8 protein-coding genes are annotated in these 12,927 nt (G+C 41.4%); 6 read left to right on the forward strand and 2 right to left on the reverse strand.

The features are described from left to right. Positions 1-12: 12 nt before the first annotated feature. From ACDX78_RS11840 to ACDX78_RS11850, 3 genes are all read left to right on the forward strand, one after another. On the forward strand, positions 13-1,260 hold the full coding sequence (locus tag ACDX78_RS11840; RefSeq protein WP_486028119.1) for a cytosine permease: 1,248 nt from the start codon (positions 13-15) through the stop codon (positions 1,258-1,260). Between the two features lie 15 nt (positions 1,261-1,275). Continuing rightward, positions 1,276-2,088: a nitrilase-related carbon-nitrogen hydrolase gene (locus ACDX78_RS11845; protein WP_486028121.1), complete on the forward strand. Its 813-nt coding sequence runs from the start codon at positions 1,276-1,278 to the stop codon at positions 2,086-2,088. Positions 2,089-2,265: 177 nt separating this feature from the next. Continuing rightward, the gene (locus ACDX78_RS11850; RefSeq protein ID WP_486028122.1) at positions 2,266-2,583 is read left to right on the forward strand and encodes an SDR family NAD(P)-dependent oxidoreductase; all 318 of its coding nucleotides are present in this window, start codon (positions 2,266-2,268) and stop codon (positions 2,581-2,583) included. 154 nt (positions 2,584-2,737) lie between these two features. Here the strand turns inward: ACDX78_RS11850 and ACDX78_RS11855 are convergent, their stop codons facing one another. Beyond that, positions 2,738-4,672 carry a M14 family metallopeptidase gene (locus ACDX78_RS11855; protein ID WP_486028124.1) on the reverse strand — a complete coding sequence of 645 codons (1,935 nt, stop codon included), beginning with the start codon at positions 4,670-4,672 and terminating at the stop codon, positions 2,738-2,740. Between the two features lie 791 nt (positions 4,673-5,463). Next, positions 5,464-7,920: a M14 family zinc carboxypeptidase gene (locus tag ACDX78_RS11860; protein WP_486028126.1), complete on the reverse strand. Its 2,457-nt coding sequence runs from the start codon at positions 7,918-7,920 to the stop codon at positions 5,464-5,466. Between the two features lie 969 nt (positions 7,921-8,889). Between ACDX78_RS11860 and ACDX78_RS11865 the strand changes: the two genes are divergently transcribed. The 3 genes from ACDX78_RS11865 (at position 8,890) to ACDX78_RS11875 (ending at position 12,830) form a co-directional block, all read left to right on the forward strand. Further along, positions 8,890-9,417 carry an oligopeptide/dipeptide ABC transporter ATP-binding protein gene (locus ACDX78_RS11865; protein ID WP_486028128.1) on the forward strand — a complete coding sequence of 176 codons (528 nt, stop codon included), beginning with the start codon at positions 8,890-8,892 and terminating at the stop codon, positions 9,415-9,417. A gap of 350 nt (positions 9,418-9,767) precedes the next feature. Continuing rightward, complete coding sequence (locus ACDX78_RS11870) at positions 9,768-10,529, forward strand: SDR family NAD(P)-dependent oxidoreductase (RefSeq protein WP_486028130.1); 762 nt, start codon at positions 9,768-9,770, stop codon at positions 10,527-10,529. Positions 10,530-11,384: 855 nt separating this feature from the next. After that, positions 11,385-12,830: a sigma-54 interaction domain-containing protein gene (locus ACDX78_RS11875; protein WP_486028132.1), complete on the forward strand. Its 1,446-nt coding sequence runs from the start codon at positions 11,385-11,387 to the stop codon at positions 12,828-12,830. The last annotated feature ends 97 nt before the right edge of the window (positions 12,831-12,927 follow it).

Below are 12,927 nucleotides of genomic sequence, written 5' to 3' on the forward strand. Positions count from 1 at the left end.
GGGGAATATGAAATGGAAGAAAGAGAAGATCTCATACTAAAACCGGTCCCAAAGGAAGATCGTGTTGGCTGGCGAGCACCATTATTTAACGTTCTCGGTACAAATATCGCTATTTCCGCATTAATGGTAGGCGGTACGTTAATTTCCGGATTAACATTTATGGATTTAATTTGGGTATCCATTGTCGGAAATGCTATTCTGATGATCATTATGATTATTCAAGGAAATATTGGCGCCCGAGAAGGAGTAAACACGTATGTCATTGCTAAAGGCCCGTTCGGGGAAATTGGCGGGACATGGGTCATATCCCTCATCCTGGGTATCACCAGTTTCGGCTGGTTCGGGATCCAGGCAGGCGTCGCCGGGTTATCGGTTAGGCAAATCTTCCCGAATGTCAATTTAACTGTAGCTGTCATTGTTATTGGAATTTTAATGGTCGTTGTAGCGTCGCTCGGTTTTAATGTGATGGCGAAATTTAATTATATTGCGCTGCCACCGTTAATTATTTTAATCGTTTGGGCACTTACCCGTTCTCTCGCCGAGGGAGGCGGTATGGAGCCGGTGCTGAATTATGTGCCGGAAAACGCGATCACGCCCATACAGGGAATTGATATTGTTGTCGGCTTAATTATCGTCGGTGCCGTCATTTCCCCTGACTATTTGCGTTACACCAGAGGAATAAAAGATGTTGTCATCGTCGGATTTGTCGCCGTTGCACTGGTAACATTTTTCCAACAGGTCGCTTCCGGAATTATGTCCGTGAATGCACCTACACATGATATTACAGAAGTGCTCAAATCATTAGGTTTCAGCTGGGTTGCTTTTGTTGTGTTAATCCTTGCAGCCTGGTCAACGAATTTGGCCAATGCATACTCAGGCGGTCTGGCACTGAAAAATCTATTCCCAAATATCAAAAGGCTGTATTTAACGCTGATTGCCGGTGGTATTGGCATCATCCTTGCTGCCTTCAATATCATTGATGTATTCACAGGCTTCTTGAGTTTTCTCAGTATGACCGTATCGGCCATCGCCGGTGTGATTTGGGTAGAGTATTATTTTATACAAAAGAAAAAACTGGTGATCAGAAAAGGTGTTAATTGGCTCGCAATCATTGCATGGCTTGGCGGGGTAGCTGTAGCTTACTTTACCACACAGCTTGGTTGGGGAATTCCACCGATTAATTCGATTGTTGTAGCAGGACTGCTTTATTTCATTCTGGAAAAATCATTTGACACAGAAGCGAAGAACAACACGGCATAGAATGGAGTGGTAAAAATGGCAAGAGAAGTATCGATTGGAATTGTACAAATGGAACCCAAGCTTGGGGATGTGGAAGCAAACTTGCAAAAAGCCGAACAATTGATGGAAGAGGCGGCAGATAAAGGGAGCAACATTGTTTGCTTCCCGGAAATTTTCAATACAGGGTACCACCTTGCAGAGTTGAAAGAGAAGACGAATGAACTGGGCTTGGCGTACTTTGAGCGAACCGTTGAAGTACTAAGCAAAGCAGCCAGGAAAAATAATCTTTATGTAATTGCACCTATAGTGGAAAAAAGAGATCTTCATGGCGTTGCCTATAATTCAGCACTGGTATTTGACCGGGAAGGCGGGCTGATGGGAAGTATGGCCAAAACCCATTTATGGGCATTGGAACGTTTCTATTTTAAAGAAGGGTCGGATTTCCCTGTCTTTGATACGGAATACGGAAAAATTGGAATTGCCATTTGCTATGATGCCGGCTTTCCGGAAGTCTCCAGGAGTCTATGCCTGCAGGGAGCGGACATTATCTTTGTTCCGTCTGCTTGGCGGATTGAGGACGAGGACATGTGGGATTTGAATCTCCCGCAGCGTGCACTTGAGAACATATTGTTTACCGTTGGTGTCAACAGCGTCGGCAAGCACGACGGACTGCGTCTATTTGGCAAAAGCAAAGTATGCAACCCACGCGGTAAAGTGTTGAAAGAACTTCAATATGACGAGGAAAAAGTGGAAGTTGTTCGAATAGATCTCGATGATATAACAAAATATAGAACGGAAATTTCCTATCTGCGGGATCGGAAACCGCATATTTATGGAGGGTTGGTGTAGAGTGGGGGGTGCCCCTCTGTGCGCGGGTGCCTGTCACTCCCTGTTTGAATTCATGAATATAAAACAGAAGATTGGGACCTGGTTAAGATACAAATGTAAAAGGTTCATTTCTTACCATGAGAGCGGACTGCCATTGATGTTGGAACAGGGTGGATGAAGCATTATTAATATGGGGGTGTGGAAAGTTATATTGCTGCGCCAGGATCTTCTGCTTATTCCATTTCGAAAGGAGCTCTATTAATGCTCACGAAGCAAGCTGCATCCGATTATTTCAAGGACAATATTCGAGTGAATATTGTATGTCCCTGTTTAATAGATAATAAAATATTGGACGGGGCACCTGTCAGCCGTGAAGAACTCGCCTCTTATGTTCCGATTGGCCGATTTGGCAAGCCCGAGGAGATTGCTCCCCTCTTTGCGTACCTGGCAAGTGAAGAGTCATCCTTTGTAACTGGATCATCATTTACGATAGATGGCGGACAAACTTCCGTATAATTTGGTTAGAGGATGGAACTTTTATCTGAAGTTCTGAATGAAATTAGACATAACAAGCAGATTTTAGTTTGCTTGTTATGCCTTTATTTGATTTTATTAAGGTGTTACGTTTTCTGCGTTCACTATATTATTTTCAGGTCTTTGAAAAATGAAATTATTTCCACTGATTAATCAAACTATCAGACTGAGCATAAAGTTCATCGAAAGCCTTTTGGGAAATTAGATCATTTTCTTGTTGATAGTCAAGTAAATCTTGAAACCCTCCCATATGTCTGACTACTTTTTCACCTTCCTCTTGATTTTCATAATGGCTCACAGCACTCAAGTGAGTCGCTAGAAGACGAACGGCTTCATCAGATTTGAATTCTCCTTCTTCATTGAAGTGCTCTACAAGATCTTTGATTTCAGCTGCATTTGTCGGATCAGGAATCAGATCTTCACAATCATAAATACGCTCCGCTGATACCATCCCATGACTGAATTCTGAATCTAACAACAAGGGGATCAATCCACGTAATGGCTGCTCCATCGATACGAAAATCCCCTCATTAATTTGCTCTACCTCTATACCGTGTGCATTTAGACGATCTCGCACACTCGGCGTCTGCCCATCCTCGTTCGTATACTGATTTTCGTCAATTAAATAGCCACATGGAGCGGGATCCAGTATCATCGTGGGAGGCCGATTGACCGGTGGGGTGACCGGAACGTCACGCATACCATCGAGGTATACCGGTCCTTCATTGTTACTTGCAGCAGTCTCCGTATTAATAATTGCTTGTTGTATGGCAGGTATGTTCTCCTGATAGAAGTCCAGCATCTGACGGAAAGACCACAGCTGCGTATATACACGACGCTGCTGATTTTCAGGAGTAGTCACAAGCGTGTTTTCATCACCTTCTGCTGGGCGTGTCGGCCCCGGACGTCGCCGTGTCTCAACCAATAACCCGACATGGTTTTTCAACCCGGCAGTATTTTGTAGTAATGCCTCCCAGCCATCCGAAGGGGTGAGAGGGTACTGTAAAGGCCACCAACCAGCGTTTGTGGCACTGCCAAATAGTTCACCGCGTGTCATGATATCCTGAGATAATGCCCAAATATCTTCCCCGACGTTGGGACTGCGAGCCCACATCGCCGATAAATCAGATGTGCCTGCAGCTTGGTATTCGTGACCATCTATCACCAAGTCAGGCTGATAATCGCGCATTACTTCCGCCAAAGCAAAAGTTTCAGGGTGTCGCAATAACAAATGATCACGATTAAGATCTTGGCCAGCAGAGTTCTCTCGGCTATTTACTGCACGTCCATCCGGATTTGCAGTTGGGGCAATAAGCACCGTCGTATCCTCTAATACATCAGAGACTCTCTCATCATCGGAAAATGCCAAATCGCGCAGCAACATCAGGCATGCTTCACGTGGTGCTGGCTCAGTTCCATGAATTGTGCAATTAACCAAAACCGAGGGAGAATTAGCAATCTCCTCGGGAGTACTTGGTACAGGGTCGCCTATAATCAACAAATTGAGCGGCCGGCCTTGTGCGGTTTGACCGACTGTTTCAAGGTTTACACGATCACTGTTTTCAGCGATTTCCTGTAGTAACTGTTGTTCTCCATTGTGTGAAGTCCACTCCGCTCCACCATTAATCTCAAATTCAGTTCTGTATTGATCAGGACCGATTGGTTGTTGAGTGTCTGAGACTACCGGATCCGACCACTCACCCGGGATACCAGCGGAAACTGCCCGGACACGCCATTGATACTCTTCCCCAAGAACGAATCCAGAATCGGCGAAAGTGAGTTCATTATTGGTATAGCGGTTGGGGAACCATCGGCCAACCACCTGACCAAGGTCGTCCGGCTCATTGCCGCTCATCAGTGTCCGCTCGATCTCGTATTCAGATGTTTCGTCCAATGGGTCCCAGGTTACCGTGGCAAATCCGTAATCCTGCTCCACATTTACCCCAGTAACCTTATCTGGTTCCTCGGGTGCTGGTAGAAAGCCTTCCGGAGCACGCGGTGCGGACATGCCATCCGTGCCAACTGCAAACCAGGCCCACTCATTAACAGTATCAGAACCGAAGTGGCCCACACCCACACGTCCACTGTTCAGAACGCTGTTGGAAGCCTCAATCATCCAATTATCAGGTTCGTCTTCCCCGTAAAGCCACACTTTAGCGCGCAGCGTATCATTTTCACGTTGCAATACCACTTGGTACCAGCGATCCGCATAGAAGTTATCAAAGGGAACCGATGTGATTGAGTTGAACGCACCTGCCGAATAGCGGTTCAATCGTAGTGATCCATTTGAAATGTCGACGTAATAAGATTCTGTCGCACTCGCATCCCCATTGACATGCAAGTGTAATTGGAATTTTGTATTCGACATCGGAGACGGTGCACGTACCACTCCGGCCACCTCGACATCCCCCGTGACTTCACCAGGTTCATCAAAAGTGACAATTGAACGCGAAGCCGTACTCGGTTCATATACCATTCGGCGTGGCTCGTCATGAATCGTGAACTCTGCTGGGTTCCACTGCGAAGTCCATTCAGCAGGCTGCTCACCTACTGTATGCTCTGAGAAATCAGTCTCATACTGCGCACGTGACGTCTGCTCATATTCAATATTGTTTTTGTTGTTCTGCGCCACCAGTTCTGTCGATGGATTCATGGTCAAAACCATGGATATCATTAGTACAAAAAGTAACATTTTTTCCATCATCTTTTTCCTCATAAAATCCCCCCTCATCAAAAAAAAATTAAACCACCAAAGAAGTTGCCACGTTAAAATATAACAAAGACTTTATAGATTAACCCCCTGTACAAGGTAATACCTTGTACAGGGGGAACTCTCAAACTTTTTATTTCCTGTTGTAAAGTTTATTGCCACTGTAGAATCAATTCATCAGCTTGGTCCATGAGCGTGTTATATGCTTCATCAGAAATAAGAGCATTGTCTTGTTGATGATTAAGCAAATCCTTAAGCCCACCTTCCAAGTGTTTGACGACTTTCTCCGCTTCCGCTTGATTTTCATAATAACTAATAGCTGTTAAGTGAAGCGTTAGGGCGTAGGGAGCTTCCTCATTAGCGAATGCTCCGTCGTCTTCGAATTGTTCAACAATGACTTTTATCTCGGATGCACTGATCGGTTCCTCTAAACCGTCAAGCGCATTATTCAACGATCTTAATGCGTTGTCGACTGTCGTTTGTGTGGCATCTGGATCATCCAGCACGTCTTCGGCTTGCATCAATGCATCCTGCAAGACTTGCCAGCTATCTGCGGTGTAATCCTCCTCATTCAGGTTTTCAGCATAGATGTCATCCACACGATTCTGAAGTTCTGTTTTATCGACTACAGGGTCGGGGTCGAGAATGTCCTCTGGTGGACGGGGTGCTTCTTCACCCCCGGTGCCAACACCGATGAATGCCCACTCATTAACTGCCCCTGAGGTGAAGTGACTCATGCCAACTCGCCCTTGATCAAAGGTATTGTTATAAGTCTGTACCATCCATTCTTCAGGTTCGTCCTCACCATTTGGCCACATCTTCGCTTGCAGCATCTCTCCTTCACGCTGTAGCACCACTCTATACCAAGTATCCTCTTCCACAGTAAAAGGTAATTCTGTACCTGCGAGGGCTCTGTGTTGTCCGTCCTGGTAACTAGCAATTCTTACTTGGTTGGGGCGACTACCAGCACTTGGGCTTCGGGCATCGAGGTAATAGGCGTTTTCGCTGTCACCATCATCAGAAATATGGAATGCAATCTGGAATAGCGTGTCTCCAGCCTCCGATGCACGTACTAAACCTGACACTTCAACGTCACCTTGGACGTGTCCCTCTTCACCGACTTCATCCCAGGTCAGCGCCCGACGATTACCATTATTATTGACAAAGTGATGCAACCGCCTAGGGTCATCTTTTACTGTCCAATCGCTGTCATGCCAATACTGTGTCCACCCTGCAGGTTGCTCACCTGACTCGTTGATGGAGAAATCAGTAGCGTATTGCGCCGGTGGTGATGGCTCAGGTGGCAATGGCGGTGGTTCCACAGAACCAGGGTCACTGCAGTCGTTTAATCGCTTTCCATTGACCTCGGTGGATGAGGACTGCTCGTCTAGCAATAAGGGAATTACTGTCATCATCGGCTGAGCCATACTGACGAAAACACCATGCTCACTGACCTCCTCAGTCTCCAGTGAAAACAACTCTATATGCTTTTCAATCTGTTCAGCTTGAACACTGTTGATGAGATATCCGCAAGAATGTGGATGGAAAATATCCTCTTCAGCTGGTGTGTCCCAATCTGCACCGCCGAAATAGAACGGGTCGGATTGAGCTTCTCCCGCAGCTTCTTTACGGAGCGAAGCCTCTGTCACTACTGTGGTAACATCCTCCCGACGCTCTCGGTGGAACTCCAGTACTTCATGAACAGCGTGTATTTGCAGCTCAACACGCGCCTCCGGTGTGGCGTTGAACGTCTCAATCAGCATTGCTACGCTATGACGCAAACCTAACATATTGCGCATGATTGTCTGATCTCCACCACCTGCGCCTCCGGGTGAGCCGTACACGTCAGTGTCATAACCGGCATCCTCAATTGCTGGAAACACGTAATCCTCGATCATCTCTACATTCAGGTCACGCAGCTGTTCATCTACATTAAGGTTCCGTGGCCACGACAATTCTAGGCGTGGAACCTGGTCAGGATTATTTGGAGTGCTTGGACCTTCATGCGCGTCAATGGTAATGTCGGGTGTAAATTCTTGCAACACTTGTGCCATCACCTGAGTTTCGGTTGCCATCAGGTTAATATGATCGCGGTTGGGGTCAATACCGAGGGAATTGGCACGTATATCTGCTTCTATCCCGTCTGGATTGGCCGATGGAATAAACAACACTGTTGTCTCACTCAACTGGTCAAGGAGGGCTGGGTCGTCGGTGAACGCCAAATCTCGCAATAACTGTAATGCCATCTCTCGACCTGCTGGTTCGTTACCATGCTGTGAACCGATGATCAGAATACTGCTATCCTCTGAAATGTTCTCGTCTGACGGTGGCTCAGGGTAGCCCATTCGTACCAGATGTATAGGCCGGCCTTCCACCGACTCGCCAACTGTGGAATAAGTCATTCGTTCTGATGCATTAGAAACTGCATCCAAAAAAGTCAATTCCTCGTTATGTGTGGTTCTGCTCTCACCTTCACGATCCTCAAATCCGGTCGTTGGTGGGTCAAGACTGTCACCACTGACTTTTGTTTCCAGTCCGGCAAGTGGGACCATAGCCAGCAAGAACAACAAGACTAAAAAAAATATTATATTATTTTTCAATTTATGCATTTCATCATAGCCTCCTTAATTGATTTTTTTCACGATAAACCTTATTTGAGGTTTTATCTCTTCCTGAACAGATAATATAAAACTTCTACAAGATTTGTATTTATAAGAACTTATCACCTCTTTTCTACAGTCATTTATGAAATCTATTAATATGTTTTTTTATTTTATATATTACATCCCCTTCCTATTAAATTATTATTCTTTTCATAATATATTTTCTAGTTTGATAACAAAAAATCCTTTATTATAAAATAAATTAGTAAAATAACCTATTCTAATTAAAAATACCTATGCATTTATATGAAAGGTGATAATAGTGCGAAGGTGACGGTATATTAGTAAGTTAACATTTCTTTTAGGAAGATTTCGGTGTCAAAGTTATGTAAGAAGGGGAACTCGTTCGTTGGCTAAATCTTAGTGGCGATGATCTAGTTTTGCATGTAAGGAAACGTGCGTTAGATTGTGGGAAAGATAGCTGGGGTGATGTGCGGCTACTTTGGAGAATGCCGGAGTTAGTGCTTACTCCAGCTCGTTTTAATTTTTTAAGTCCTTTAATTTTAAATCTGATAGCAGGCATAATACAGCCTGGAATTAATTCACTAATTAAGTCTGATAAAAATGTATATATAGTTATCTAACAATACAAGAGCCAATAAGATCCATCTTATCTTCAGCATTCTCCAATTAAAACACATCAGATAAGCAATTAGTTATGCATAATATAAATTAATATTAGTCTACTTATACTAACTTCATAATAGGTTCATATTGACTTAATATTTACCCCCTAAGCTAAGAAGGGTTATGCTGATAGTTTTCCAGGATCCGTATGCTTCATTAAATTCTAAACTCAAAAAAAGGTGAGAATGTCGGTGAACCACTAAGAGTACATAGAATTGGAACAAAAAAAGAAAGACATGAAAAGGTTCTGTATTTGCTTGAAAAGGTAGGAATGGAAAATCTTCTCACATGATGAGATATCTACATTCATTTTCCGGCGAGCAGCAACAAAGAATAGGTATAGCTCGTGCACTATCACTCAATCCTAAATTAATCGTATGTGATGAACCTGTTTCTGCCTTAGATGTATCCGTTCAGTCACAAGTTGTTAATCTATTTCAGGATATACAGAAAGAATTCCAATTAACTTATATGTTTATCTCACATGATTTGTCCATTGTACGTTATATAAGTGATCGAGTTGCCGTTATGTATCTTGGTAAAATTGTAGAACTAGCAGAAACAAACGATATTTATGAAAATCCAGCTCATCCTTACAAGAGAGCTCTTCGCTCGGCAATACCAGTCCCGGACCCTGTTGAACAAAAATCACGTGAACGCATTATCTTAAAAGGTGACGTGCCTAATTCTGCATCCCCTCCAAAAGGATGTCGATTTCATACGCGTTGTCCACTTGCGACAGATTTATGTGTGGAGGAAGAGCCGGTATTTAGGGAGAAGAGTGAGGGGCATTGGGTTGCTTGTCATTATGCATGAAATAATGGTGAACAGAGGAAAAAACTTAGAAAGCCTTTGTATTTTTTAGTAAAAAGGCTTCTGTGTATTGTCAAATATAATTAACTAGTAAATAATTCATATTATTTGTAGAGATTACCCATATGTGAGAGTATTAATTTCAGCTTTACTTTCACAACCACATTTGGAGTTGATTTCTTAACTAAACTTTACTGAAGGAAATTATAAGAGCGGGATACATCGTTTTATTATAGCTAGTTGGATAAAGGATAAAAATTTCTATGTAAGCAAAATTATTGTGTGTAATCAAAAAGACTGGGTATAATAGAAATATAAGTAGTTACTTAAAATAACTATTAGGAGGAATTTTAATGGGTCGTTTATCAGATAAAGTAGCAATTGTAACAGGTGCAGCTGATGGACAAGGTGCTGAAGAAGCACGATTATTTGCAAGAGAAGGGGCAAAGGTCGTAGCTACAGATATCCAATCAGAAAAAGTTGAATCTGTAGTAAAAGAAATTAAAGAAAATGGCGGAGAAGCTATTGCACTAAAACATGATGTTGCTAATGAAGATGAATGGAAAAATATTGTAAATAAAGCAGTTGAAGCCTTTGGAAAAGTAGATGTATTAGTAAATAACGCAGGAATCACAGGTGATTTAGCTGCAAAAGCCGGTGATACAGATACTGCAGAATGGGATAAAGTTATTGATGTCGATTTGAAAGGTGTCTTTTTAGGTATGAAATATGTCATTCCTGAAATGCAAAAAGTTGGTAAAGGATCTATCATCAATATTTCTTCGATTGCTGGCTTGATCGGGAATGGAGGCCCGCATGCTTATACAGCAGCAAAAGGCGGCGTGAGGTTAATGTCCAAAAATGCGGCTGTAGATTATGGAAAGGAACAAATCCGTGTTAACTCCATCCATCCAGGTCATATTAAGACACCAATGACAAAAGACTTTCTTGGTAGTGAAGAGCTACTGAAAGGACAATTAGCAAGGATACCGTTAGATTGGATAGCAGATCCAATCGATATTGCTAATGGTGCTTTATATTTAGCTTCAGATGAATCTAGATTTGTGACAGGGACAGAATTAGTTATTGATGGAGGACTTACCGCTAAATCATAAGATTAAATCTAGGTCTGTTATAGTGGTTAGTGGCTATGGCAGCAAAAAAACTTAAAAATGGTTTCGATTATCGGTTCTAGGTGATCGAAACCATTTTTTATTCGTGTATTAGTTGGGTTAAGCATTAGAGTAGACCAGAATACAACAGCTCTGTGTGATGTAGCTGTTTAGCTGCTTGAGCATATACATACCTTTTTTATTGGTCCAATAACGAGTATGGGGTATGTATCCTCATGAATCTGTTTTGAGTAGAATTTATGTAAATTCGATAGCCCGTCACTTAATACCATCCGACACACAGGGAAAATTGGGTTCGACAAGGTCCCCTTTTTTGTATGTCTTGCTGCAAGAACTGCTGCAAAAATCATGTTAAATATGTTCCATATTGCAGTTTCCGTGTATTCAGTTATTGCTTCATATATTTCCGCTAGTTCACCGTGCGCCTGTTCCGCCTCTTCCTATTGGGATAGACCCACGTTCGCAGCTTTCAGGTTGAAAATTTCCGCTAATAATTCCCCATTCTCTGTGACGGCTTCTGATAGTTCCTGTGCTGTTTGAGCTTGAGGGGACAGACTTTGTTTTCTCTATTTCCTATAGTGACTTTCTGATCCTTAAATAGGATTCATTTATTGTTGTTTTTGTGATATCCTTATTCATGTTATAGCTCCTTATAATTGGGGATTTGGACAAGATTACTATCCTAATTATAAGGCTTTTTTTATAGTTGCATACATTATATATCTATATTGGGAATATTTGATTTCTAAATAAGTTGCTTGACAAATCGGGTGTTAACTTAATGCAATGCTGGTGAGTATTCTTATATATTATATATTTTACATGGAGGAGAATGTCATGACTGAAGTTCTAAAAAAAGAAATCCAAAAACTAGAAAAGGAAAATAAAGAACTAAAAATGGTCTTTCAACTAAATTCAGATGAAATATTCGTGACTGATGCAAATGGAATTTGTTTGATGGTGAACCCTATCGCAGAAAAGCATTATGGACTTGAAGGAAATCGATTAGTAGGGAAAAGTGTTTCTGAAATGTTGGAAAACAAACTATTTTACCCTTCAGCCACATTAAAGGTAATTGAAGAGCGCATTCCTGTAAATCTAATTCAATCTACACATGATAACAGATGGCTACATGTAACCTCAGTTCCTGTATTTGATGAACAAGGTAATCTAATAAGAGTAATATCAAATTCACGTGATATAACCGAGTTATTTATTTTGCGCCAAAGAGTAAAAGAGATGGAAAAAATAATTGAAAGGTATAACAAACAATTAGAAAAGCTAAGAAAGGAAAACGATGATTCTGCGGATGGCATTTTAGCCAAAAGTGAAAAGATGAATCATATTTTAAATCTAATTGATCGTATTGCTCTTGTTGATTCAACCGTTCTTTTGTCAGGAGAATCAGGAGTAGGAAAAACAAAAATAGCAAAGTTAATTCATAATAAAAGTCCGAGAAAAAACAACCCCTTTATTGAAGTGAATTGTGCCGCCATTCCTCCATCTCTTTTTGAATCAGAATTATTTGGCTATGAAACCGGTGCGTTTACTGGTGCATCCTCTACAGGTAAAAAGGGTTTATTGGAAGCTGCCAAAGGAGGAACAATATTATTAGATGAAATTAGTGAGCTTCCTATTGAACAGCAAACAAAACTTCTTCAAGTAATTCAAAATAAGACTTTTTTCAGTGTGGGTGGGAGAGAATTAAAACAGGCGGATATACGTATTATTGCAGCAACAAATCAAGATCTTGAAGAAATGGTAAAGAGAAAAGAATTTAGAGAAGATCTTTATTATAGATTATCCGTTGTACCGATACACATTCCTCCACTAAGGGAAAGAAAAGAAGATATTTTAAATCTCACAATTAATTTTCTTGAACAAATAAATATAAAGTATAATTTTAATAAAGTGATGTCTCCAAAAATATTAGAAATGATTTTGTCTTATGAATGGCCTGGAAACGTAAGAGAATTAGAAAACGCAGTAGAACGACTAGCTGTAGTATCTGAGGATTCTGTTATAGATGCTAATTTAAGATTTCTATTCGATAACAACTATGATAATGATGCTATTTCTTTAATTGAAACATTAGATATCGAGTCACAACTAGATAATGAAAATGATACTAGCTTAAATGAAATGATGAATATTGTTGAAGAAAGAATAATTCGTCATTATGTAGAAAAACTGGGTTCAACTAGGAAGGTCGCAGAAGTATTAAAATCGAGTCAGAGTACAATTAGTAGAAAATGTATAAAATACGGCATAGCTACCCATTAATAACGACCCGGGAATGAATCAATGAGAGTTATTTTGACCCACTAATGAATCAATTGCGTTGTAATCTTCTATAACATCAACCCTTTAGCAATTGGCA

This window comes from Virgibacillus oceani (genome assembly GCF_041521345.1).
GTDB lineage: Bacteria > Bacillota > Bacilli > Bacillales > Amphibacillaceae > Virgibacillus_N > Virgibacillus_N oceani_A.